We start from the raw sequence: 26,945 nt of genomic DNA, 5'->3' as shown, positions 1-26,945 counted from the left end.
GGAGATGTAATTACTCCTATGTCTATTGACTATAGAGTCAATGCAGCTTCAAATTTCAGAGCAACCCCATCACCTACCGGAGCATATATTGGATCTCATTACGCTGGGGATATTGTAAACGGAGGTCATGATTCAGTCGTTGTGGATGGAGTAACCTGGAAAAATGTTTATAGCTATAAATTTCAAAAATGGGGTTGGATACAAAGCTATTACCTTGACGAAGTTTGATTAACATCATAGTGGTGAAGGCTGGATCTATAGATCCAGATTACTACTGCTGAAAACCGTTAAGTATCTTGATCTTATAATTTAGCTAGATCTAATAACTCAAACATTGAAAGAACTCCAGTCGCAATGTGCGGTTGGAGTTCTTTGGTTATTTCTAATTGGATACATTGGAAGTTAATTGAAACACTTTGGAATTTTTATTTATCATTCTTTTCCTGCAGTCTTCTTAAAAGCTCTTCAATCGTTTCATTATGTCTTTCTCTTAATTGATCCATGGCCTCCGATGTAATCGTTATAAGCAGTTACATCTTTTTACTGGTGTAAAGTGGATTTTTGGCTCGTTAACAGTCACCTGAGACAATAATTCTTTTCAATTCCTAAACTCGGTGCTTGATATCCGAAGATAAACCAAAATCCAAAGTCGTCTATCCGAATATCTTTTGGGTAGAGGATCTTTTCACGACGTAAAGCCTCAATACATTTATTTTGTTAAAGATACTCTTGTCCTCCTCATTTAATCTTTCCGCTACTCCACCAATCTCTAATAAAGATCCGTTAATTTATCAGGGTTTCTTTCCCATAAAAAGCCATTCAATTAATAAGAAGGCTGTATCAAACTCAACTTCTACCCCAAGACTTGTTTTTTTATTTTCATAAACCTTTAAACCATTCAATGGTCGATCATTACATTTGTCAGTTCTGAAGTTTTCACATCTGATCGAGAAAGTTGAGCACGATCGTTCTCAAGGATATCGAGTAGAAGCGGGAGTAGTATATAATCCTTCACTAATTTGGTTTCGTTTAACTTTAATCCGACACTCATATCTTATTACACCTCATATAAGGGAACGTTTGTTTGTTTCATCATCAAACATACGCTCCCTAATCAATGGATGAATTTTGTTATAATTTGCGATGCGTAATTGAGATGCTCAGAGATGCTGTAAAATCATAAAGGAACCAATGAATAATTTCCCTAAAAAATGATTTGGCAATTAGAATAAGCCTATTCTTGTCCAATTTATATGAACACCGAAAAGAATGAATTACTCGGATAATCACGATTGAATTAATATGGTACATAAACACCGAAAAATACTTTTTTATCCAAATTTTATTTTTTGTGTAACTTTTTTGCTTTATTGGTGTTTATTAATATGAATACAATTACTTCCATACCAGGAAAGGGGACCATAACACACATGGAGAAATGAACGCGGCATGGTTGCACCACAAAAAATAAAAATCAAGGGAGAAGTGAAGATGTCTAAGTATCTGAAGGCCATGACTTTAAGCACGGCTATGCTCCTGACCTTATCTACAGGTGTTGTTGTTGCTTATCCAGACGTGTTGCAAAGTTATACCGCAAAAACCGAGATAGAAATTCAAAATGAATTAAAGAAACTTGATAAGCAGGAATTCGTGGCTGAATTTGACGAGGTCTCTAAAAAAATTGATCCCGTGACAAATGTTGATGAATTAATTCCTTTTGCAGCCGAACTTTTTGATCGAGATGATGAATTTTCAAATGAAGAGCTTTTATCTCTAATTAAAGATACGGAAAAAACTACGGTAACAAGAAATGCTATGTTGGAATTGTATCAAGCGAAGAACAAAAACAATGGAAATAATGTATTGAAGGAGCTGTTGAAAGATAAATCTTTTGACAGAGAAATACAGGAAAAAATCATCGCAACAACCCATTTTGAAAAAGCGGATGTTCCTTTATTAGAATCTTTAGTACAGGACCAAGAGGAAATGCTTTCGTTTCAAGCCATGAAACAACTTAGGTCTTTAGACAAAGAGCTGGCGTTAAGCCTTTCGCAGGATATCCTTAACGAATATAAAAATTATCCTGAGGAAAAAATCTCTGCTGCACTGAAGGCAACCTCTCACTATATTAAGAGCAACAACAGTGGAAAGGCCAGCCTATCTCAAAACTCACAAGAAACTGAACTGATTAATATTAGCCTTGATATTATCAATTCAGAAAATTATAGTCCTAAATTGAAAGATTCAGCGTTCTTTGCGACATCGGATTTGAGATCAAAAGAGGCAATTTTAACGATCCTCAAACAAAGCAATGTCGATCATGAGTTAATTGTTTACGCAATTGACCAGAACTTTTATGTTTTAAATGAGATTTTGTTAAATAATCCTAGCTTAGAAGAGATTGAATTAATCATCAATGCTATGGAGATGCACCCTATAACCGATCTCTATGATTCTTTAAATAATGTGATATCGACCGTTGAAGATGATAACTTGCGCGAACATGGAGAAAAGGTGCTTGCTCACATTAAAGAAGAAGGTACCAAAGGAAATCATAAATGGTTGGATAGCGTAGGAGGTGGGAAGTAATATGAAAAAAACAAAATGGGGAATTAAGATTGCTTTGGCTGCATCTTTCATGATTTCTGCTGCAGTTGGTCTCGGATCAAATAATGTCGATGCAGCAACGGGCAATCAAGGTTATGCTATCTATAGAGATGGTGTTTTCTTTAATGCAACAGACCATGCCGGCATTATGAATAAGCCAGATACAAATTCCTACACTAATCCAATCATTCATCATTCGGGCTCAGGTTATGTGGATTTCACCACATATGTAGGTTTTTTAAATGGTAAAAACTTTATTGGGGTATATCGCCCAAATGGAACTGTAACTTCAGCCAACAGAGATACATTTGTTGGAACTGCTAGAACATTGCAAACTGAAAATATCACGTACAGTCTTGCGTTCCAAGTCAACTACAAAGACTTTGAAGTCGGAACTTATGTTGAACCGAGCGAAATCACAGAAATGAGATGTGATGGCGTTGTAGAATACATTTATGAATGGGCAAACTTTAAAGTATTTGGAAGCAGCACAAATTGGGATGTTTCAAAAGCTACACTTGCTAATAAAGATGAGCATAGAGCGACTCAAGTGACCCCACGTACTCAGAAAAATTACCTCACCCTAGTTCAGACAAGTAAACCATGATTTTAAAATTATTTTTAGCGTTACTCCTTAGCGTACCATTCACAATCATTAATTTCAGTGCTTACTTAAAAGGCAATCCACCATCAACTCTGCATTTAGTGAGCACATTACTCTTTTTGCTTTTGTGGATGTTATGGGGTTTTTACATTAATTTTAGGGACAAAGAGAGCACTAGTTTTATGAAGTTTAGCTCCGTTTACTGTCTTGTCTCTATTGCTTGTGTTTTTGTAATGTATCTCATAGATTCAATCCTTTTTTCAATACCTGTAGGAATAATTATCTTAGGACCTGTTTATGGGCTAAGATATTTCTTGCCCTCGGTTTCATATGAAGCATTTGGATACATTTGTGTAATAGTCGTATATGCTGTCAGTCTGATTGGTTCTTTTATAGGATATGTATCAAGCAAAAAAGTCGTGAAATAGTTAAAGCAATAAACGAGCACGTGCCGATTAAGTATCGGCACGTGCTTTTTAAGTTTGGCCTGAAGAACAATGATTTTGGGAGTCATAATTTAATACTTATGTGGGAACTCTTTTAAGTAATTTCAAGCTTTCATCCCGCTCCGCTGTATAACGAAATTCTTGGTAGGGAATGATATTAATCACCTGAAATCCAGGTATTATCAGAGGGCAGTCCGAAAGATGAACGGGCTCGAAGAAACTGAACAGAATGTGTTAACATGGACGTAAACAAGCAGCTGAGATCTGGCCAAACGAAACGAATTAAGGTCAATAACAAAAACTTTTGCAAGCTCGAGCCGCCAATTTGGCGGTTTTTTTGTTTATTATCCGTTAACCGCGGCGTTGTGTCTTTCCATGTAATCCAAAAGAATGTAATATCTAATTAGATGTTGGTTTAATTTAATGATCATCTAATCGATGGATGTATGGAAAGGAATGATGATATATGAGCACAGAGTTTTATCTTGTCAGACATGCTGAGAAAGAAAAGAATGTTGGAGATGTTTCCATCTCACCCGAAGGGATAAAACAGGCTCGTAAAACGGCAAATCATTTTAGTAAAATGCCCATTGATAAAATGATTAGCAGCCCGCTGAATAGAGCCAAGCAGACCGCTCAGATTGTGGCTGAAGCAATTCATTTAACCGTATCAGAGGACAGTCGGTTACGGGAACGTGCGAATTGGGGAGACTCGCCTGGTCAAACGTTTGAGGAGTTTGTTGAGATGTGGAATCGCTGCACAAAGGAACGAGACTATATGCCTCCAGTTGGAGATTCCGCAAGAAGAGCCGGTGAGCGGTTGGCTTCCTGCTTATTAGAGCTGTCCCATCAACATCCATACGAATTCATTGTTATTGTGACTCATGGCGGTTTGATCACAGACTTTATGGTAAACGAATTTGCCGAGGAAGAGTTGAACCGTAAACAACCGAACTTTATCATTGCACAAAGCAATCTGGTTCCAGAATGTTCTGTAACGCATATCAGGTGTTGGGATGGGCGCTTTACATTAATCGATTTTGCCAATTCAGCTCACTTAACCCGTTGACAATAATTCGAATTTCGGGTTTTATCATGAATAAAACCAAATATACGGCCCACAGAGGCTAACGAAAAGAGGTTGCATGATACAAGAGAGAGATGAAAGCCATTTCTTGCTTCTAACTAAATTGAAACTGCCCCAGCCCCATGATCAAACCGTTCCGCGTCCCCGTCTGCATGCGCGATTGAATGCAGGACTAAACCACAGGGCGACATTCGTTACGGCTCCCGCCGGATACGGTAAAACGACGCTGGTCAGTGATTGGGCCAGACAACTGGACCGAGCCGTCGGGTGGTTATCGCTGGATGACAAGGATAATGACCTCATCAGATTTTGGAACTACTTCATGAAAGCGATCGAGCAGGCAATCGGTAGTTTGTCAGACTCCGTCCGTACTTCAAACGCAATGCTGAGCCCGGGCCAATACGAGCCATTTATGGTTGCTCTGTTAAACGAATTGAACGGATTGAATGAGCCGGTTATCCTGATATTGGATGACTGGCATGTCATACATAATACGGATATCCAGGCGTCCGTTTCGTATTTTATAGAGTATTTGCCTTCCCGCGTGCATCTATGTTTCTCAAGTCGAAGCATCCATGGATTTCTGAAGTCGAGATGGATTAGTCGGGACTGGATCCATGAAATCCATACCCAGCAGCTGAGTTTCAATTTGCAGGAGACGGTGAATTTTTTCCAAATCGTTGAAAAGAGCGGGCTGCAAAGGGAGCAGATTGAACAAATCCATATCCAGACCGAGGGCTGGGTGACAGGACTTAGGCTGATCTCGTTGTCTATCCATGATGAAGAGTGGAAGGGAGCTTACAAGCACGTACAGTCTAACCCTGAACGCGTCGAGCTATATTTATTCGAGGAAGTGTTTGAATCGTTGGACGAGCCAACGAGGCAATTTCTGTTGAACGTCTCCATTTTACAGCGGATGAACGGGCAGCTATGTAAGGCTGTAGCAGGCGAACAGGGTGCACAGCTGCTCGCGGAGCTGGAAAAAGGCAACATGTTCCTCATCCCGCTGGATGAAGATAGGGAATGGTACCGATTTCATCATTCATTCAGCGAGTTTTTACTGAAGCGGCAGCGACGCCTGGATCCGGCTAAGACGAATGTGCTCTTTCAATCGGCTGCTGCCTGGTGTGAATCGCAGGGACTGCTCGAAGAAGCGATAGATTACTACTTGGCCGGAACTTGTTATTCGGAAGCGATACGTCTGCTGGAACAGATGAGAAGCTTGATGATCCGCAGAGAATTTTCGACCATGAAGGTTTGGTTGTCGGCGATTCCCGAGGAACTGCTTATGCAGTATCCTTACCTTTATTTTTCTTACATTTTTTCGTTATTGTGGTCCCAGGAACTGGAGCTGTCGGAACGGTATTTACAGCTAGCGGAGAAGCATTATGCTGCTTCCTCGGCAAGCTGGAGTCCGGAAGAGAATGATCGCTATTTGGGATATTTGTATTATGTCAGGAACTTTAAAGCGACCCAATATGACATGGACATGATCAAAGGGCTGGAGTATATCCGTCTGTCACTTCAGCATAGTCCTACAGGAACGGATCTGATCTTTGCATCTCCCCATATGCCTCTATCTCCTTCTATATACAGGTCATACAATGGCAAGCGGGGCCAGCATTTGCCTCGGGGCCTTTCGGATACTTTCTTTTTGAGCATGATCGAATTCATGAAACCAATGGGTCTGCAGGACTCGGTCGTGGTTTGTTATGGCGAATTACTCTACGAACGCAACGAGCTGGAGCAGGCGGAGGATTACTTGAGACTGGGATTACATGGGACGAGCCAGGCGCATTACCAACCAGAGAAGGTATACGTTCCCGCGAGTCTTTTTCTGGCACGGATCAGCACATCCAGGCAGGACATCAGTCAGGCCGAAAAATGGCTGGAAGAAGCCTATAGAAGGGCGATTGAGGATGGTGCTAAGGCAGCCCCTATCTTGCTCGATGTCGAAATGGCTCGTCTGCGAATGGAATCCGGAGACTTGTCCGCAGCTGTGGAATGGAGGGATCGTTACAAGGTCTCGTCGGATGATCCGGTATCCGTTTATCAGCTATTCGTCTATATCTTCCTCGTTAGGGTGTTGATGGAGACCGGCAAGAGCCAGGAGGCGTGGGCGTTATCTGAGAAATTGCTGCAAATCGCGGTGAAAGGCCATCGTCCGATGGACGCCCTGGAGCTCCAAGTGCTTCAGGCGATGATGCTGCAGATGATGGATAAGCCGCAACAAGCGCTGCTCAAGCTGGAAGAGGCGCTTATATTTGCGAAACCCGATGATTATATCCGTGTGTTTGTCGATAAAGGACATCTGGTGGCACAGCTGTTAGGGGAATATGTCCAACATCGTCAAAAAGGGAACATTCGAGACAAAAACGCGCCTTCACTGGCCTATGTGCGAAGAATATTGTCCGCTTTCGGAGGAACAGCCGAATCCTCGGTACAAGGCAAAGCAACATTAGAAAAGCTTCTGACACCGCGCGAATACGCGATATTTCGTTATATGGAGGAAGGGATGGACAATCCGGCGATCGTTGAAACGCTCGGTATCGGAATGGGGACCTTGAAGGCGCACATCAACCGCATTTACAGCAAGCTGCAGGCGAAAAACCGAGTCGAGGCGATTACAAGAGGTAAAGAGTTTCAGGGTTAAACATCATAGGTTGTAACAGCAGGCTCGCCCGCACGGCGGGTCTCTTTTTATGGTGTGATCTATAACCGGGCCTATAACCGGGGTTAGATTCGAACTCGCGAAAAATCCAATATAATGTTCATCGTGGCAACTGAATAACGAAAGGAAGAAAAGACCAGATGAGACGCATCTTCTCTATTTTGATGGCATTATTGCTCGTGATCGGCATCATTCCGTTTCAAGCATTCGCCCTTCCGAATGATCCCATGTCCGGTGATGGGACGGCGAACAATCCTTACGTCATTACAACGTTAAGTCAATTAAACGCCGTGCGTAATGATTTGAACGCTCATTACAAGCTCGGAGCGGATGTCGATGCTTCGGAGACGGCAAATTGGAGCAATGGGGCTGGCTTTGTACCTATCGGCTACGACGGAAACGGGAATAACCCGTTCACCGGTGTCTTCGATGGAGCGGGTTATGCCATCCGCAATCTGACCATTAATCAGCCCAAGATGGACATTGTCGGCCTATTCGGGATGGTAGGCTCCAACGGGGTGATAGAACATATCGCTCTCGAAGGAGGTTCAATCATAGGAAACAACCATGTGGGCGGGCTGGCAGGACGTAGCGATGGAACCATTCACCTATCCTACGTTACCGGAACGGTTAGAAGCCATATGGCCACCGTCGGAGGGTTGGCAGGATACAATGGCGTTCACGGTAAAATAACCTCCTCCTACACTACGAATGCCGTCACCGGAATCGATTATGTCGGTGGTTTGGTAGGGCGTAATGACGGGACGGTGAGTGATTCCTATGCTGCCGGCAGGATCAGTGGCGCCTCTATAGTCGGTGGGTTAGTAGGGGACAATGAAGGTGGGGAAATCATCCGTTCATACGCCACGGGTGCCGTCAGCGGGAGCGCTGGACACGTCGGCGGACTGGTCGGTTATAATATTTCTGCTCTTATTAGTCAGTCATATGCCACGGGAGCTGTCCATGGTGAAAGTGCTGTCGGCGGTCTTGTGGGCAGCACGGGCCACGGATCGATTGTTCAGTCATACGCCACCGGCTACGTTAGCGGGCGCGATCAATCTGTGGGCGGTCTGGTTGGGAGTAATAGTGGGATATTGAGCGGCAGTTTCTGGGATGCTGAAACTGTCGGCTTGAATAGCGCCTGTGGATACGATACATACGGAACATGTACCGCGAGCAGCCTCACGACTGCACAGGCACTAACCCAATCGAGCTATTCCGGCTGGGATTTCAAGAATGACTGGTTTATGGTCGAGAACTCGACGCGACCATTCCTTCGCTCCGAATGGTCGGCGGCAATCTGGAACTCGCATCAACTGCAGTTGATGGCCATGGATCTGTCGACGAACTACAAACTGACGCGGAATATTGATTTTGACACGGCATTCACTGACAACACCCGCTCCGATATGTGGGGGACGAGCACAGGGAACGGTTTTGGCTTTGAACCTATCGGTAATGGCAGCACTCCGTTCACAGGTACACTTGACGGCCAAGGATATGATATTACGGGCTTATATATCAACAGGAGCAGTTTAATGAGTGTCGGGATGTTCGGTAATATTTCTAGTGGTGAGGTTCGAGACGTTCATTTGAAGAACGGGAATGTCACCGGCGGCCTTCAAACAGGCATGCTGTCGGGACAAAACGGGCCCAGCAGTCAGATTATGAAGGTCCATGTTACAGGGAATGTTACCGGAGCAGGCATGACAGGCGGTCTGGTCGGGAATAACGACGGAACGATTGGCCGTTCTAGCTCGAGTGCTACTGTCGGTGGAGTGGACGAAGTAGGCGGCTTGGTCGGAAGGAACGGCACGGGGAGTGTTACTGAGGCTGTGTATGCTACCGGGAGCGTTAGCGGAAACAGCCACATCGGCGGATTGATCGGCTCGAATACGGGCCTGGTATATAACGCATATGCAATGGGCCAAGTCGATGGTCAATTCAATATCGGCGGATTGGTCGGACACAATGATATGAATAGCCAAGTTAACCTGTCCTTCGCCGCCGGGAGCATTACCGGTATGGATTTTGTCGGAGGCCTCGTGGGTCGGAATGAGAGCGGCAAGGTGAATGATTCGTACGCAATCGGTTCCGCTTCCGGTCGTTACGATGTTGGAGGCCTTGTGGGAAGGAATGTCGGTGACATCAAGACTGCTTATGCCGTCGGCAGGGTAACCGGCAGCGGCGAAGTCGGCGGCCTGGTCGGACGGGAATTCGGCACGGTTACCGCGAGCTTCTATAATAAGGAAACGACCGGGCAATCTGATACGGGCAAAGGTGAACCGCGGGTTACGTCAGAAATGAAACAGTATGCACTCTTTGGTACCGAGTGGGACTTCAGCGGAATCTGGGTGTTAAAGGAAGGAGCTATGTTTCCTGTTTTACAAGGAATTGCAGCTAATCTCGAATGGGATGCTGCTCCACCAACCATCTCCAGTGCGAAGATTGAAAGCGGGCATCCGAACAGCGTCATTGTGACCTTTGATGAAGAAGTCAGCCTCACAGACGCCGGGGGAATTGCAATTACAACGGACGGGAAGCCTTCTACTATTACTCGGGTGAACGGATCGGGAACGCATACGCTTGTTTTTAACGTAGAGAAAGCAATTGAAGAAGACCAACAAGTTCTCCTGTCCTACGATCAACCATCCGGAAACATTTCCGACCTAGCAAATAATGCGTTGCTCGGTTTAACGGATCGAACGGTCGATAACCTGACTGGTCCCGTTGACCATACACCGCCATCCATCGCTATTACGATGACCACAGCGGATGGAATGGAATACGTTGATCGCACATGGAGCCATCAAACGGTTAACGTAAGTGCAGCAGCATCTGACGAGTCTGGCGTCACTTCATTTACGTATTCGCTAAATAACGGAGTGTCGTGGAGCCCTTATTTAGCTGATATCACACTCCGCGATGAAGGTGTTCATAACATCTCGTTCAAAGCCGTTGATACAGCGGGCAATGAAACGATTGAAGGGCGCACAGTCTGCATTAGCACGACAGGTATAAACTTGACGCCTACACTAGTGAAGGCTGACGGAGGTGAATATACGAGCGGCGAATGGAGTAGCTCGAGCGTAACCTTGAGCGTCTATGCCGAATCGGCAGTCAGCGATATCACCAATCTGACCTATGCTTTGAACGGGGGGCTTTCGCAAGTTTACGAGAACAAAGCACCCATCGAAATTTCGAGCGAAGGCGAGACGAACATTCGATTTGAGGCGTCCAATCAAGCAGGCAATACGTTATTCCTCGACATCACGGTGAAGATTGACAATACGCCGCCATGGATTACGATTTACCCTAATGGAAGCGAAATGCAGGTTACATCGGTAACACCGAGGGTAACGGTCATTGATTCTGGAAGCAGCGTAGATACAGCCTCGCTGGAGTTTCAGTGGACGACCGATTCGTCCAGGCCAGCCACAGGCTGGAGACCGTTTGCGAACGAGGCCGCGCTTATGAAAAATGGCGTTGACGGTGATTGGTACTTGCATGTAAGAGCACAAGACCAAACAGGTAATGCCGTTGACGTGACGTCCAGCCGGTATCGTTTGATAACCCCGAAGGCGAGTGAAGCAAGCGATTCAAATCTCACTAACGGTAGCCATGGTTATCCGCTGCCGAACAACGCCTTTCTTGTAGGCTTGGAGGGGAGAACCATTGCTTTTGAAGGGGGACAGATTCTCATCCCTGCTAAAGCACTGAATCGACCATTTTATTTATCCATAAATCTAACACTTCCAGAAGGTGATAAATTTTTTCTATCTGAAGGAGAACGAGCAGTTAGTAAAGTCGTTGAGTTTAAGAAAGATGTGCCCGGAAAATTCGATCAAGACGTAACCATCAGCCTGAAATTTGACGCCAACACCATACAAAAAGACAGTCATGAGCTCCTACTTCGTCAGTTTAACGAAGAAACGAAGGAATGGGTAGCGCTGAATAATGTCAACATAGACTGGAATGCGGGGACAATAAGTGGTACTACCGACCACTTTACTCCATTTGCGATTTTTGCGAGAACGATTGTGCCTGTTGAAATCGGTGTTGCGTTTACCGATATAAAAGGTCATTGGGCGCAAAAGAACATTGAGAATCTCGCAGAAAAAGGCGTTGTGAACGGTTATACAGACGGAAGCTTCAGACCTGACCGTATGATTAGTCGAGCAGAATTCGCTGCAATCTTGGTTCAAGCATTGGGTCTCACTAGTAAAGGTAATAAGGAATTCGCTGATACAACGGATCATTGGGCGAGGCAAGCCATTTCAACAGCGTATGCTTACGGAATTATTCACGGATACGATTCGGTTTCCTTTGGCCCCGACGATTTCATTACACGCGAAGAAATGGCACAAATGGTGGTTCAAGCCTATCAATTGGATCATCCCCTTACCAACAAAACCTTTATCGATCAGAATAAGATTGCGGCTTGGGCGCAGAAAGCGATGATGATTGCAGTAGATCATGGAATTATGAAGGGTTATCCCAACAACATGTTAAAACCCAAATCTCATGCTAGCCGTGCAGAAGCGATTACCGTGATTTGGCGCTCCATGGAAGGCATGAATTAACGAGTGCTGAAAAAGAGAAGGACTTGTTGGCATTTAGCCACAAGTTCTTTTTGCTGTGAGCAGTCAGTCAACGCCCCTCATCATGTAAGTATGATAAAGTAGAACTCAGCAGACAAATATGTTGTCTCCCGGCTAGTGTATGAATATATATATCTGAGTTTATTGATGCGACCGTTAAAAGGAGGAAACATGTTAACGACACAACAACTACAAGATATTGAACAATTGCAAAAAGAGTGTGAACTTCATGATCATGTACAACTGAAGCTTAACTGGGAAATGCTAAGAGAACGCAATACGGAGAATCTGGATTTTTTTCATTATGAGGAAAACGAACTTGTAGCATTTCTAGGTTTATACCCTTTTGGTTCTACTGTCGAAGTATGCGGCATGGTAAAGCCTAATGAACGTCGAAAGGGGAATTTCGGGCAATTGTTTCACCTTGCAATGGAACAAGTAGGATCCAATGGATACAAGAAAATCTTGTTGAACGCGCCTGCGGGATCCGAGGCGGCAGCATTCTTTTTGAATAAACAAGGTGCCGAGTATGCATTCTCGGAACATCAAATGGAATGGCACGAAACGCCTCTGGAGGAGACAACCGATATTCTTCTGAGACAGGCAACCAAGGAAGATTACGAAATGAGCGTTCGTTTGTCCGTGACGGCGTTCGGATTGGACGAAGAAGATGCTAGAGCGATGGAGAGCCAAAATTTCGCGGATCATACGGATATGCTCATGATTGACGTGAACGAAGAAACGGTTGGGAAACTTCGGGTGAGCCGTGAAGAGGGGCAGGCGTGGATCTATGGTTTCTCCATATTGCCTGAATATCAGGGCAGAGGGATAGGCAGAAAAGCGCTTCGCCAAGTCGTTAAAGAGCAAAGCTCTGCCGGATTTACGGTACACTTAGAAGTCGAAACAAAAAATGACCATGCTCTGAGGTTATATGAGTCGGTTGGATTCCAATCCGTACATGTACAAGATTATTATAAATATGAATGCAGAAGATAAAAATCGAAATTTGTGCGAAAAAAGTCGCCATCAGGGCGACTTTTTCTTTCAACTGGGATTATTTAATTTAACGTATATCTATTGAAGTCTATTTATTCTGCCGATAATGAAGGTGCGTATATTTTTGATCATTCAGGAGGAATTATGATGAAAAAAACAGTTGTTCTGCTAACCAGTGCGGCACTGATGTTTGCGACCGCCGCTGGCACGATCTCAGCCAAACCGGGTAACACCCCACCTGGCAAGACGAGTAACGTAGCATCGCCAAAGGGACCTAAAGAAAAAGAAACTCGAAATGAAGAGCATCAAATCGAGGAAGTCGAGGCATCGGATACGACCAGCAAAGAAGAAGACCAAGTTGATGATTCCGCACCTTCAGAAACAGAGAGCACAAACGACAGCTCCACCGATAAAGCGGACGCCAAGAACAAAGGACACCAAGGATACAAAGGTTTGCTAAATGCCATACAAAACGTGGGAGATAAACCGGCAGGCGCCGTTTTAGCGAATATTTTGCTTACCGAATATGCGGCCAAGCTGACGGACGAACAACAACAACAGCTGGAAGCCATTATTGAAAAGGACAAGGCGTTAGAAGCGGCTGCGGGCATGCTTGAAACAAACGGCAGCGTGACTGACGCTGTGTATTTGCAAGAAGAAGCCATTCAAGCAAATTTTAAAAATCTGGATTTATACAAAACCATGGGCAAGCTCAACAAAAAGGCAGGTAAAAAGAATGGGGTTAAGCTGTATGTGAACGGCGAAGCTTCTGACACCGAACCTTTTGTCAAAAAAGGCAATACATATGTTCCTTTTCGCGCTATTGCCGAGGCTTTGGAAGCCGAGGTAATCTGGGATCCTGAAAAGCGTTCCATCACCGTCACGAAGGACGGGGTGAGCATTCAACTCCTCATCGGCAGTAAAACAGCAACCGTTAATGGTAAGAAGGTCTCGTTGGATGCCCCGGCTACCGTTACCAAGGGCAATACGTATGTACCCGTACGCTTCATAAGTGAGGCATTGAATGCAACCGTCAAATGGGAATCAGAAAGTCAGACCGTTGTTGTTTATGAAGAGGAAGCAAAATAGGTGAATTTCTTAGCCGTTGATCTGGAATGAGATCAGCGGCTTTTTGAATTAATAAGGTTTTTGTTAAAGATGGGGCCTATCTGCTGTCCTTTATGCATGAAACGCTAAATATGTGTACCATATGTTAAATTTTTTCAGTGTCTTCTTTATTGTAAACGCTTTAATATCGATTTATGACCGACTGAACAGGAGGGGGAGTAATGAAGGTTGCAGGACGTTTCTGTAGGGTTTTATGGATTGTCGTCATCATGGTGTCGGCAGCAGGATGCGTGGCGGGGAGGAACGGAGCTGACAGCGGAATGTCGCAGTCGGAACGCCCGTTTGACAACGTGCGGATTACCGCATATATGGCCAAAAACCCGGTTGCGGATATCCTTCGCGCCCATCTTCCCGAATTCGAGAAGGAGACGGGCATCAAGGTTGATTTTCAAGCGTTGACCAATGAGCAGCTCAGCCAAAAGATGTTCGTGCAGATGACGGTTGGTAGCGAAAGTCCCGACGTGTTCATGATACGGCCGTTGGAAGAGCTAAGTCTGTATGAGAACAATGGCTGGCTAACGCCCTTGGAATCGTATGCCGTATCGGATCCACGTTACGACTTTGCCGATTTTTCTTCAACGGCGTTGGAATCGGTAACGGTGAACGGAAAGCTGCTTGCCGTCCCGCTATCGACGGAGCAGCAGATTCTATACTATCGAAAGGACCTGCTAGAGAAAAAGGGGATCGAAGTCCCGCAGACCTTGGACGAGCTGGAAGCGGCGGTTAAACAGGTGCATGATCCCGAGCATGGCATGTACGGTTTTGTCGCCAGAGGGCAGAGAAGCGCTCTCGTAACCCAGCTATCGTCATTCGTATACTCCGAGGGCGGGAATTTTCTGAGCGCAGATCACGCAGCATTGAACACAAAAGAAACGCTCAAGGGGATTCAGCGATACGTAAGGCTGCTCGGAAACTATGGACCGCCCGATGCGCTGAGTTACAGCTGGCCGCAATCCGCAGATTTATTTGCACAAGGAAAGGCGGTATTTTTCACCGATGCCAGCGCGATCTACTCCCTGCTCGCGCAATCGGGATTGGCTAAGGAGAAGATCGGGTATGCACTCTTTCCGGCAGGCGATGCCGGTCGCAGGCCGTATAGCACCACCGCATGGGCTATAGGCATCAATGCGAATTCGGCCCGCAAGGATGCGGCCTGGGCTTTCATCGAGTGGGCTTCAAGCCGGGACATGGTGCTGCAAGCCCAGAAGATCGGTAACCCGGGAGCCCGGAGCTCGCTGTGGCATGACAAGGAAGGCATCTCCGGCTTTCCGGAGGAGCTGATTCCGGTGATCAATGAATCCATCCCGATCGGAATGAGCTACGATCGTCCGAAAGTCATTCACGTAAAGGAAGCACGGGACATTATCGGCGGCATCGTGGTAAAGGGACTTATCGGCGAAAATGTCGGAGTTGCTGCCGAGTCGGCAAACGTTCAATTGCAACAACTGATCGACAGCGAGAAGTAGAGCGAATCGCTCTGACACGGGGGTATGTTTTTGATGAAGCGGTTAAAAACAAGTACGTTTGCGAAGCTTACAACATTGTTGGCGGTCCTGGTTATACCGATTATTTTGCTGTATGCCTACTCCCATCAGGTCAGCATCAACGTCGTCCGTTCGGCTGTGGAGGAGGGCCAACGGAACCGACTGACGTTCTTCATGAGTCAGATGGACACCATGATCGATCAGCTAACCAAATATTCGGTGATCGCGAGCAATGATGACGGGATCAGGAGTTATCTGGCGGAGCGCTCACGAAGCACCCTCATGGAACGAATTGACAGCCAGCAGCGGATCACGGATATGTTGAATATGCAGATTGCAACTAGCAGCTGGGACAGCCAAATCTTAATGTATCTGACCCAGTATCATGAATTGCTGACGACCGACTTGTCGGCAAGGTATGATGCCGAATACTTGGCTCATGCCCATAAGCAGAACTGGTCTTATCATCGGGATTCGCAAAGACAAGCTTTTTTCAGCTGGATGAGAACGTCCGCTTCTTCGCAGGATCTGATTGTGGAGGTCCGTTTCACCGACCAGAATCTGGTCAATATGCTGAATCGGTTGAAACAGGATGGGGACAGCGAGCCATTTCTATATGCACCTGACGGGACTGTTATTGCCAACAGCACATCGGTTGAGGAGACAATACAAATGGCCGCCGGCATCCTGAACGAGATGCAGCTTGGGGAAGAGGGTAGCCGAATCGTGCAATCCGGGCAGGGCAAATATGTAATGAATTACGTCTTGTCCAACAGTTTGGGCTGGTATCTGGTGGATTTCGTCCGACTGGACAGCGTATATTCCCCGATCACCTTAAGCAGCACCCTCTTTTACATTTCCGTATCGCTCCTGCTTGTTCTCGTCTTACTGCTGACCTTGTTGTTGTATCGCAATGTTCAGCGCCCGATTTCCCGTTTGCTTCATGCGGTAAGAAGGATCAGGGACGGTCAGTATATGACGCGTCTGAAGGATGCGCCGAAGAACGAATTCAAATATCTGTTTCACTCCTTCAATAACATGGCGGAGCAAATCGAGGAGCTCATCGAACGGGTATACAAAGAGTCTTTGCGATCCAAGGAAGCCACGCTTAAGCAGCTCCAATCGCAAATAAACCCTCACTTCCTGTATAACTGTCTGTTCTACATCAAAAACATGGCAAATCTCGGCGAGAAGGAAGCTGTCGTGGCCATGGCCCTGAACTTGGGAGACTATTACCGGTATACGACGCGACTGGAAAAACCGACCGCGCCGCTTGAAGAGGAAGTGAAGCTGGTGGACAATTATTTAACGATTCAGATGCTGCGACTTCAGCGCCTAACCTTCGAGATCGAGGTTCCCGACAGCATGATGCAGCTCGAGATTCCGCGCTTACTGCTCCAGCCTATCGTGGAGAATGCCGTCATCCATGGCGTCGAAGATCAATTGGATTTCGCGATGATTCATATTTTCGGAGAAACTGAAGGGAGTCGATGCAGAATCAGAATTGACAACAACGGCCAGGGCATGGACGTTGGCATCATCGACAAGCTGAAGCGGCAGGTCGAAGAACCCTTGAACGAAAGCGGGGGATTCGGTTTATGGAACATTCATCAGAGACTGATCACCCGGTACGGCAAACATGCGGGCTTGACCTTCTCGGAATCGCCGTCAGGAGGGCTTCGCGTGGAATTATGCTGGGAAGATCCAAGTAAGGCAAGGGGGGATGACGATGTATACATTGCTGATCGTTGATGATGAAGCAAGCGTGGTAGAGGGGTTGGCGCATACGATACCTTGGCGGAAAATCGGGATCGATGAGGTGCACAAGGCATACTCCGCTTTCGAAGCGCTGGAAATACTGCAGACGCAGCCGGTCGACATTATGATTTCCGACATCACGATGCCACGGATGAACGGTCTCGAGCTTGTCGAGATCACGAGATCGAGATGGAAGAAGATCAAAACGATCCTGCTGTCCGGTTATGCCGAGTTTGCTTACGCGAAGGAAGCCATAACGCTTGGCACTTACGAGTACCTGCTTAAGCCCGTCAGCGACGAAGTCGTACTTGAAAAAGTAGGCGGAGCTGTGGAATCGCTGCGGCAGGAGCGTGAGTCCAGCGAAACCTACAACCGTGCGCTTCAGGCTTTTCGGGCAAATCTGCCTCAGATTCGAGGCGAATTCCTGAATCAGCTGCTTCAAGGCATGAAATCACCGAAGAACGTTTGGGCCGAAAAACTGGAGCAGCTTGAAATGAAATCCGCCATCGGCAATCAAGCGGCCTTGATGCTCGTACGGATGGAGGACCGTCTGACGGAAATGAGCCCTTATGACTCCTCTATCATGGAGTACGCGATCGGTAACATGGCGGACGAGATCTTCGGGGAACGGTTTCGGTTGTGGCGATGCAGGGACATACACGGATATCTCGTCTTTTTTGTTTTTGTAAGCGATGAATCGGCGGACAGGATGCACCCCCATGAGCATGCGCAGGAAAATGAACTCAAGCATCTCGCGGCGCATTTACAGATGAACGTCAGCCGTTACCTGAAAGGAACGATCTCCGTCCTGATAGGAAAACGAGGTTCCTTTCCGGAAGATGTCCGAAAGCTGTACCAGGACAGTCTTTTCGCTTTGCGCCGCCATATCGGCAGTCACAGTGATATGTTCGTTTACGCAGAAGATGAAGAGGAGCTTCATCCGGTCCGTTCCTTGCAAAAGTGTTATGAGCCCCCGCTTCTCCCTCATCTGCTGGAATCCGGCAGTTGGAAGCAGATCAAAGAGAAGCTTGAGCAGATCCTGAAGGAATTGTCGCTCGCGCACAGCCAATCGCAGGAGCATGTAATCGAAGCCTTTTTCTTTATATATTCCTCGCTAAGCGCATATGCGCACAAGAACGGACGCAGTCTGGCCGATATCGTCGGAGCGTCCCTTGCGGACGTAACGGGACTATCGCAATGCACGACCGCGGCCACGCTCGGCAAATGGGTGGGCCAAGTGCTGCCTCTACTGGAGTCGAGCGCCGAACAGGCAACGCGCAGCGACCGGAGCGCTGCCGTGTCCCGGATGAAACGGTTCATACGGGATCATCTGTCTCAGGATATTTCCCTGCAAGCCATCGCGGACCATATGTATATGCATCCGGTTCACGTGTCCCGCCTCTTTAAAATGGAGACCGGATCCAACGTGAGTGATTATGTGCTCCGGCTGAAAATGGAGCAAGCGGCCGAGCTGCTGGCCGACCACTCTTTGAAGAACTTTGAAATTGCTCTGAAGCTGGGATACCACAACCCGAACTATTTTATTCGGGTATTCAAAAAATATTATTCCGTGACGCCCCAAGAATACCGAAACAGCCTGGAAGCCGGAAAGCCATAATAAAGCCTGTATACCGTCCGTTTTCAGCCAAGCGTGTACGCTGGAAGCGGGCTTTTTTTGTATAATTCGTCCGCTGCTTTCGTTTGCGGCATCATGTTAAGTAAGGAGAGCGGATGTTAAGCCTATATCATTTAACCCTGTTTATGAAGCCCTTACAATGAATGGTGTAAGGACATTCCACTATATGCTGAGGGGTGAACATGATGAAGATGAAGAAAAACTCCATACGATGGGTAACGGCAGCTTTAGCCATGATATTGATGGCAGGATGCAGCGTTGGGGGAACGGGAGGCAGCGGATCGGGGAATGCCGATCCGGGGAAGGAAACTCTGACATTCTGGATGAAGAAGCAGATGTTCGAAGAGCAAAACCAGATGATCCAAGAGAGGGCGAAGCAGTTCGGGGAAGAGCATGACGTGAATGTCAACGTGGAGTTTATTGCGTACGAGGACTTTTATCCGAAATGGTCGGCAGCCATCGAATCGGGTACAACGCCGGACGTCTCCTTCTTCGGCTACCAGGAAGTCGGACAATTCTATGCCAAGGACGTTCTAGAGGATGTTACCGACGTTGTGGGTAGCGTGGAGAACACGAACGGGGAAATACAGGACAGCTTGAAAACCTCCGTAACGTTCGAGGACAAGTTATACGGAGTTCCGTTCTGGACCGAGTCCACGGCCTTATATTACCGCAAGGACATGCTTCAGGCTGCGGGGTACAGCGAGCCGCCTGGAACCTGGGAGGAATTCCGCGAAATGGCGAAGGCACTCTCGGATCCTTCCAAAGGTATATACGGTGCAGGACTCGGTTACGGGAAAGGCAATTCGGATGCCGAATGGCTGACCCGGGCGATCATCTGGTCCTACGGAGGTTCCCTCGATACCGAGGACGGCAAGAACGTGGCGGTAAATTCGCCCGAAACTCTTCAGGCGGTTCAGCTGATCAGGGACATTTTCATCGAAGATAAGGTTACGCCGCCAAGCTCCATCGGCTGGGACGACAGCGGTAACAACAAATCGTATTTAAGCGGCCAGTCGGCCATGATCTTCAACGTCGGCAGCTTGGCTGCGACGATCAAGAACGATAATCCGGAATTGTACGAGAATACAGGGATCGCCATGCTGCCCGCAGGACCGAAGGGAGCGGTAGTGCCTGGCATTAGCAACAACCTGGGCATATTCAAGGCATCCCCGAACAAGGAGCTCGCCAAATCCTTCATCGAATATATGACGGACAAAACGTGGTACGGCCAGTGGGTGCAGAACGGGGCTCCATTGACCGGTCCGATCTACACGGATCTGGCAAACGAATCCGTCTGGCAGGAGGAGAAGAACAAAGGATTCGTCGACTCCATCGCACATTTCGCTTTCCTTGGATACCCTGGGGAGTATAATCCGAAGGCTGGAGAGATCTATAACCTTCGATATGTCAACGACGTCTTCCAAAAAATGCTGCTGGATTCCGGCTTTACAGCTCAGCAAGCAGTGGACGAATTACAGACCAAGATCGAGGCGGTATACGCGAAGTAGGGTTATGACTTAATCGCGCATCAGGCTCCGCAGTCCGAATACAAGGCATCGATGGAAGGTCCGTGGCTGCGGACGAGCCTGTGGCGACAGAAAGAAGGTGCTATCAATGAAAAGCTTGGAAGTCCAAACAACGCCGGGGAAGACTCCGGCGCCTAGGCGGGAACGAGGCGATACAAGCAGCAGGCTGGCTTATCTCCTCATGAGTCCGGTGCTAATCTATTTGCTGGCTGTCATGGCGCTCCCTTTTTGCTGGGCGGTCTATCTTAGCTTGACGAATAAAGTAGTCGGCGTTCCTGAAACGTTCATCGGCTTGCGGAACTATGCGGAGCTGTTTACCGATTCCGTGTTTTGGAAGGCGGTATGGAACACGGTTGTCTTTACGATGGTGGCGGTCATACTGAAAGCGGTGTTCGGGATGATTATGGCGCTCGTGCTCAACGAGAATATCGTTGCCCGAAACTTGTTCAGGGTGATGCTGTTTCTCCCGTGGACCATTCCGACCATCGTCTCCGTTTTTACCTGGCAGTGGATTTATTCCGACGTCGGCGGCGTGCTGAATGCCATGCTCCTCAAAACAGGACTCATCGACAGTCCCGTCGGCTGGTTGGCCACACCGGACCTGGCCATGTTCTCGGTCATTCTCGTCAACGTGTGGCGCGGCATTCCGTTCATGGGCATTGCCATTCTGGCCGGTCTGCAGACGGTGTCCAAAGAGATGTATGAAGCCGCCATGCTGGATGGAGCGGGAGCGGTCAAGCGGTTTTTCTATATGACGCTCCCCTCGGTAAAAGAAGTGACCATTCTGTCTTCCGTCATCACCACCATCTGGACGCTGAACGACTTCGAGATCATCTGGCTTCTGACACGCGGCGGCCCGGACAACGGCACGCAGGTGCTGTCCACGTTTAGCTATACCGTCGGCTTTCTGAACATGAGTCTAGGCAAAGCAATTGCAATTTCCCTCATTACGCTGCCGCCGCTGATCATGCTGATCCATTATGTGACCAAGCGTTCGCTGGCGTCCGACAAGTAAGGAGTGATCTTGATGAAGAATTCGCTCGGCAAGCAAATTACGGTATACTCGACGCTCGCGCTGCTGCTAATATTCGCGCTCTTCCCTTTATATTGGATGGTGATTACCTCATTCAAGTCCAACGGTGAGATCTATTCCATGACGCCGACGTTTTGGCCGAAGGAATTTCTCGGAACCGCCTACGATAAGCTGATCAACGAAAAGGGCTTCATGACGAATATCAAAAACAGCTTGTTTGTCTCATTGATTGTATCCTTGTTCTCGATCACGGTCAGCATGCTGGCTGCGTATGCGATCTCCAAGCTCAAGTTTAGAGGGAGAAGCTTCATCTCCAAGAGCATCCTCTATGCGTACCTGATGCCGAGAGCCGTTCTGTTTATCCCGCTGTACATGCTGGTGACGGCAATCGGCATCAACAATTCCATTTACGGCCTCATGCTGATTTATCCGACGATCACGATACCGTATGCTACGTGGATGCTCATTTCCTATTTCAAATCCATCCCGGACGAAATCGAGGAAGCGGCCATGATCGACGGATGCTCGCGAATCCGTACGATGACCAAAATCATTTTTCCATTATCGGCACCGGGCATTGCGGCTACCTTCATTTTTTCGTTCACGTTATGCTGGAGCGAATATTTGTACGCTTTGGTCGTTGTCACTAAAGGCGCAGACAAGACGATCACGCTGGGACTGTCGGATATGATCGTTGGCGATGTATTCGCTTGGGGACCCCTGATGGGCGGCTCCATTATTGCATCGATTCCGGTCATCGTGATGTACCTGTTCACATCGAAATATATGGTAAGCGGAATGACGGTAGGAGGAGTTAAATAATGAAGGCGAAAAAGGTATTAGTAACGGCCACGAATTACTCCAAACTGTGCGCGGATGCGAAGCGGCTGCTTGAGAGCCATGGATGCGAGATTATCGAAAATCGTTTCGGACGTCCGCTGACGTTCGAGGAGCTGAAGGAAGTAGTTGGATCGGTCGACGGCGTCATTGCCGGCGTGGACACTTGGAATGAGGCGGTATTCAAGCTTGCTCCGCAGCTTCAAGGCATCGCCCGTTTCGGCGTTGGCGTGGACAATATCGATTTGGAGGCCGCCAGAAAATATGGAATACAAGTGACCAATGTACCAAGAGGCAATGCCAACGCGGTGGCCGAGCTGGCGATCGGATTGATGATCTCGGTCCGCAGGCACATTCCGGCGCTGGATCGATCGACAAAGAACGGCGGCTGGGAGCGCTTTGTCGGCTCCGAGCTTGCAGGGGGAACGATCGGCCTTCTAGGGTTTGGTAATATCGCCCAGCTCACCGCGAAGAAGTTGAAGGGTTTTGATGTCGAGATTATCGCTTATGATAAATATCCCGATACCGCCAAGGCGGCGGAATACGGCGTGAAGTTGACTACCATCGACGATGTGCTGGCGTATAGCGATATCGTCAGCATGCATCTACCCAGCCTGAGAGAGACGCGCCATATCATGAATGACGATGCTTTCGCGAGAATGAAGGCATCCGCTATATTTATCAACACAGCAAGAGGAGCCGTCGTGGACGAACAGGCGCTTTACCGGGCACTGTCGTCCGGACTGATCGCCGGGGCGGCAATTGATGTTTACGAGTCCGAGCCGGTATCCGCTGGTAATCCGATTCTGCAAATCCAGAACCTGATTACGACGCCGCACACCGCGGCCGAAACCGCGGAGACCTATACGAGGGTGAGCATGATTACCGCGCAGGCGCTGCTGGATATTTTCGAAGGACGGGAACCGCAAAATGTACTGACAGCAAAAGGATAATGGTCAACCAGTGTTACGAACCATTCAGGAGGGGACGCATATGTTTCAGATCATTACCGACGGCAACTGGCCGGTTATGCTAACGCCGTTTACAGAGCAGAACGAAGTGGATTACGAAGCCTTGGAGCGGCTTATCGACTGGTATATCGAGCGGGGGGCCGACGGCCTGTTTGCCGTATGTCAATCCAGCGAAATGTATACATTGACCCTGGAGGAGCGCGTATTGATTGCAGCCTTCGTCAAAGCGAAGACTGCCGGCCGAGTCCCGGTCATTGCATCGGGTCATGTATCGGATGCGTTTGAAGACCAAGTAACGGAGCTGAACGCAATCGCGGAAACCGGCGTCGACGCCGTCGTCTTAATCACGAACCGGCTCGCCGGTGCTGAAGAATCGGATGACGTGTGGCTGGCGAATCTCGATAAGCTGCTCGCGCGCATTCCGGAACACGTACCCCTCGGATTGTATGAGTGTCCAGCCCCGTACCGGCGCCTTCTGACGCCCGAGATGCTAAAGAAATGCTCCGATACCGGACGCTTCCGGTTTATCAAGGACGTGAGCTGCGACCTGCAGCTGATCGGGGATAAACTCAAGGCGGTCCGGGGCGGAAGTCTGAAAATCTTCAACGCCAATACGGCGACGCTTTTGGACAGCTACCGGATCGGCGCATTCGGCTTCAGCGGCGTGATGGCCAACTTTCACCCGGAGTTGTATACGTGGCTGTTCCGGAATTGGGAAAGTCAACCGGAAGCGGCAGGGGAACTGTCCGATTTTCTCAGTGTGTCGTCATTTCTTGAAAGGCAGCTCTACCCGGTGAATGCCAAGTATTATCTCATGCTGGAGGGCATACTGACGAACTATCGCTGCCGTTCAAAAAATCATGAGGAGTTCAATGCCACCCACCGGTTGGAGGTCGAGCAATTGTACCGGGTGTCCAAACAATATGCCCGAAAGTATCCCCTCACTATTTAAGGAGATATAGAAAAGCAAAACGTATAAAGTGGAAAGTGAACAGTCGCCCATCAGGGCGGCTTTTTGCTCCTGATCGCTTGTGCTTAGGCGCTTCATTTTGGTGCTCAACAGCCAGAGATGCTAACGAGCAGCAGGAGCATGGGATCTGGTTCACGAATAATTAGAGAGCAGAGACGAATGACAGGAATTTACTCGGAGAGATAAAGGAGATATGGGATGGAAACCAACCAAACGATTCGTTTGGCAATCGAAGAATCTGTAAAATTCCTTGCATCCACTTCGCAATGGGAGACGGCTCACGGCGAGGATACCCGTCGAAAATGGGATGGAGCTTGGTGGCATATGGCTGCCCTTTATGAAATGGGAGAGGCAAAGCTGATTCCCGAGTCTGCGATTATCAAAGCAAAATGGTTACTCGAAACTCAAGTATGGCAGACCTTCGTCATATCCGCCGATGACCGTCCAACCTCGGAAAGCGATAAGATGAAGTTGGATTGCTGCCACTGCGAGCTTGCCGTATACTATATGATTCTAATGGAGTATGGCTGTGATTTGGACAAGGAGTTGCCATGGATTCGCGAATGGCTCTTAAAGCATCAGCTGCCTGACGGCGGATTGAACTGCGAACCTGAGGCGTACACACACTCTAAAAAAAGCTCTATGGTGTCAACGCTTCCTCCGCTTGAAGCCATCTTATGGCATACAAACCGCGAATTTACCGAACAGGAAGCTGCTTTCTTAGACGAAGGCGCACGTTATTTAGTGGAGCATCGTCTTGTATGTTCCAAACAAAACGGGACTGTCATCGATACGGAATGGCTGAAGCCTTGCTTTCCGAGGTTTTTTGAATATGATATATTGCGCGGCATGTCCTTCTTGGCGGAATGGTCCCGGAGGAGGAACAAAGCGCTGCCGGTCGGTCTGCTTGTTGAAGGATTGGAACGATTACACGTCTTTATGACGGCGAAAGGCTTGCGAATCGGCAGACAAGTCTTTGATCATGAAGGCACCTGGGGTGGACAAACCTTTCCTTTGTTAGAAGCAGTGGCCGGCAAGGGTCGGGTTTCGCATTATCTAACCCGACAATTGGACCGAGTTCTCGAGCAATTGGGCCCGCAGTATACCTATGCATAAAGTCTGCCGGTATAAGAACACATGGTTGAAGCGAAATGGACCTGAAATGCGACGGGTCTAGAGGAATAGACCCGTCGGAGACAAGACCATATACATTTTTAAAAAGTCGCCAATCTGGCGGCTTTTTTTATCCACAGGCACTCTTTCGCAGATTCAATTCTTCGACTAAAGGCTAGGTCATTTTCAGCCTCAAGGAGGATTTGGCATAACCGACGGTAAGGTAAGATGAGATGAATGAAATCTACTTTCTTCCAACCCAAATTTACTTGAAGCTTAAAGCAGAAAGGTGTCGCATGAAAATGAAAAACTTCAGAAAAAAATTAAAAATTATAGGAGCGACCATCCTATTGCTGCTCATTGCAGCCCTTTTCTTTCCTACATGGACTTCAGCTATCAAAGGCGAGAAAAGTATTAGCGTATTAGAACAAGTAGACATAAACGGAAGCCGGCATCAAATTATGATTCGGGGCAATGACAGGGATCATCCGGTCATTATTTTTGTGCATGGAGGACCAGGATGTTCAGAGATTCCTTACGCCGCTAAGTACCAAGACTTATTAGAAACCCGTTTTACCGTTGTTAATTACGACCAAAGAGCAAGCGGAAAATCCTATCATTTTTTGAGGACTACGCTAATCTTTCATCCGACTTATTGGTGGAAGACTTATTGGCGCTCACCGATTACGTTTCAGAGCGTCTTGGCAAAGAGAAGGTCATCCTGATCGGCCATTCGTATGGTACATATATCGCAACGCAAGCAGCGCATAAGGCTCCTGAAAAATATGAGGCTTATGTTGGTATTGGCCAGATGAGCGACACAGTAAAAAGCGAGACGGACAGTTTGAACTACATACTTGACCAGGCTCAGCAAGCCGGCAACGTCGATGACGTTTCCTACCTGCAAGGATTAACGGATCAAATTAAAAGTGGCGATACGTTTACCCCGCGGAATTATGTCATGAAATACGGTGGAGCTTCAAGGCTTATTGATAGCCCCGACGGCAATACCTTAGATACGTTATTAAGCAGCGAGTATAACTTATTGGATGTCATACGTTACAACTTGGGAGCATCCTTTTCCCAACAGGTTTTGTTAAAGGAAGTAATGGAACATCCATTGCCTGAACGGGTAACGAAGCTTGAGCTACCGTGCTATTTTATCATGGGGAAATACGACTATATGACTTCCTCTCATGCAGCAAAAACTTATTTCGATCGCATTGAAGCCGATTCAAAAGAATTTATTGCTTATGAGCAATCCGCGCATTATCCACAATTTGAAGAGAAGGAGAAATTTTATACGTGGATGACTGATACATTCGTAAAGTAAATCCAACGGGATGTGTATAAACTGGCCGAAGCGACAACTCCATAAAGATATTTAGCAGCCGATTAGAGCAATCGACTGCTTTTTTCATTCCATGAACGCAGTCCTGGGAACTGTAGCAATTAACTTGAGGAGAAATTACAG

The 26,945-nt window shown here is 47.5% G+C and carries 16 protein-coding genes and 2 pseudogenes; all 18 read left to right on the top strand.

Annotated features, from left to right (window positions below):
* Nucleotides 1–228, top strand: a pseudogene (locus ACQKPA_RS22765) (hypothetical protein); the annotation flags it as partial.
* Nucleotides 229–1,449: 1,221 nt separating this feature from the next.
* On the top strand, nucleotides 1,450–2,589 hold the full coding sequence (locus ACQKPA_RS22760) for a hypothetical protein (RefSeq protein ID WP_427494781.1): 1,140 nt from the start codon (nucleotides 1,450–1,452) through the stop codon (nucleotides 2,587–2,589).
* Between the two features lies 1 nt (nucleotide 2,590).
* Nucleotides 2,591–3,214 carry a hypothetical protein gene (locus tag ACQKPA_RS22755; RefSeq protein WP_326098876.1) on the top strand — a complete coding sequence of 208 codons (624 nt, stop codon included), beginning with the start codon at nucleotides 2,591–2,593 and terminating at the stop codon, nucleotides 3,212–3,214.
* Between the two features lie 909 nt (nucleotides 3,215–4,123).
* Nucleotides 4,124–4,726: a histidine phosphatase family protein gene (locus tag ACQKPA_RS22750; RefSeq protein WP_427494780.1), complete on the top strand. Its 603-nt coding sequence runs from the start codon at nucleotides 4,124–4,126 to the stop codon at nucleotides 4,724–4,726.
* A 76-nt stretch (nucleotides 4,727–4,802) separates the two neighbouring features.
* Complete coding sequence (locus ACQKPA_RS22745; RefSeq protein WP_427494778.1) at nucleotides 4,803–7,397, top strand: LuxR C-terminal-related transcriptional regulator; 2,595 nt, start codon at nucleotides 4,803–4,805, stop codon at nucleotides 7,395–7,397.
* Nucleotides 7,398–7,555: 158 nt separating this feature from the next.
* A complete protein-coding gene (locus tag ACQKPA_RS22740; RefSeq protein WP_427494777.1) occupies nucleotides 7,556–11,998 on the top strand; it encodes an S-layer homology domain-containing protein in 4,443 nt (1,480 codons plus the stop codon).
* A gap of 189 nt (nucleotides 11,999–12,187) precedes the next feature.
* Nucleotides 12,188–13,012, top strand: coding sequence for a GNAT family N-acetyltransferase (locus tag ACQKPA_RS22735; protein ID WP_427494776.1), 825 nt, complete (start codon nucleotides 12,188–12,190; stop codon nucleotides 13,010–13,012).
* A gap of 144 nt (nucleotides 13,013–13,156) precedes the next feature.
* The gene (locus tag ACQKPA_RS22730) at nucleotides 13,157–14,101 is read left to right on the top strand and encodes a copper amine oxidase N-terminal domain-containing protein (protein ID WP_427494775.1); all 945 of its coding nucleotides are present in this window, start codon (nucleotides 13,157–13,159) and stop codon (nucleotides 14,099–14,101) included.
* Between the two features lie 200 nt (nucleotides 14,102–14,301).
* Nucleotides 14,302–15,606 (top strand): ABC transporter substrate-binding protein, encoded by a 1,305-nt coding sequence (locus ACQKPA_RS22725; RefSeq protein WP_427494774.1) that lies wholly within the window; start codon nucleotides 14,302–14,304, stop codon nucleotides 15,604–15,606.
* A gap of 33 nt (nucleotides 15,607–15,639) precedes the next feature.
* The gene (locus ACQKPA_RS22720) at nucleotides 15,640–17,376 is read left to right on the top strand and encodes a histidine kinase (RefSeq protein WP_427494773.1); all 1,737 of its coding nucleotides are present in this window, start codon (nucleotides 15,640–15,642) and stop codon (nucleotides 17,374–17,376) included.
* Nucleotides 17,354–19,000, top strand: coding sequence for a response regulator transcription factor (locus ACQKPA_RS22715; protein ID WP_427494772.1), 1,647 nt, complete (start codon nucleotides 17,354–17,356; stop codon nucleotides 18,998–19,000). The genes ACQKPA_RS22720 and ACQKPA_RS22715 overlap by 23 nt, the downstream gene beginning before the upstream one ends.
* Before the next feature lie 200 nt (nucleotides 19,001–19,200).
* Entirely contained in the window at nucleotides 19,201–20,529 is a 1,329-nt protein-coding gene (locus ACQKPA_RS22710; protein ID WP_427494771.1) for an ABC transporter substrate-binding protein, read from the top strand.
* Nucleotides 20,530–20,635: 106 nt separating this feature from the next.
* The gene (locus ACQKPA_RS22705) at nucleotides 20,636–21,562 is read left to right on the top strand and encodes a carbohydrate ABC transporter permease (RefSeq protein WP_427494770.1); all 927 of its coding nucleotides are present in this window, start codon (nucleotides 20,636–20,638) and stop codon (nucleotides 21,560–21,562) included.
* Nucleotides 21,563–21,574: 12 nt separating this feature from the next.
* Nucleotides 21,575–22,402 (top strand): carbohydrate ABC transporter permease, encoded by an 828-nt coding sequence (locus ACQKPA_RS22700; protein WP_127593092.1) that lies wholly within the window; start codon nucleotides 21,575–21,577, stop codon nucleotides 22,400–22,402.
* Nucleotides 22,402–23,370 carry a phosphoglycerate dehydrogenase gene (locus tag ACQKPA_RS22695; RefSeq protein ID WP_427494769.1) on the top strand — a complete coding sequence of 323 codons (969 nt, stop codon included), beginning with the start codon at nucleotides 22,402–22,404 and terminating at the stop codon, nucleotides 23,368–23,370. Before ACQKPA_RS22700 ends, ACQKPA_RS22695 begins: the two co-directional genes overlap by 1 nt.
* A 40-nt stretch (nucleotides 23,371–23,410) precedes the next feature.
* Nucleotides 23,411–24,340 (top strand): dihydrodipicolinate synthase family protein, encoded by a 930-nt coding sequence (locus ACQKPA_RS22690; protein WP_427494768.1) that lies wholly within the window; start codon nucleotides 23,411–23,413, stop codon nucleotides 24,338–24,340.
* A 216-nt stretch (nucleotides 24,341–24,556) separates the two neighbouring features.
* The gene (locus tag ACQKPA_RS22685) at nucleotides 24,557–25,474 is read left to right on the top strand and encodes a hypothetical protein (RefSeq protein WP_427494767.1); all 918 of its coding nucleotides are present in this window, start codon (nucleotides 24,557–24,559) and stop codon (nucleotides 25,472–25,474) included.
* Nucleotides 25,475–25,773: 299 nt separating this feature from the next.
* Nucleotides 25,774–26,804 (top strand): annotated as a pseudogene (locus ACQKPA_RS22680) (alpha/beta fold hydrolase).
* Nucleotides 26,805–26,945: the final 141 nt, after the last annotated feature.

This window comes from Paenibacillus sp. NPDC093718 (assembly GCF_050279985.1).
Taxonomy (GTDB): Bacteria; Bacillota; Bacilli; order Paenibacillales; family Paenibacillaceae; genus Paenibacillus_AQ.
Note: the sequence above shows the minus strand (reverse complement) of the source record. Positions and strands in the feature narration are given on the sequence as shown.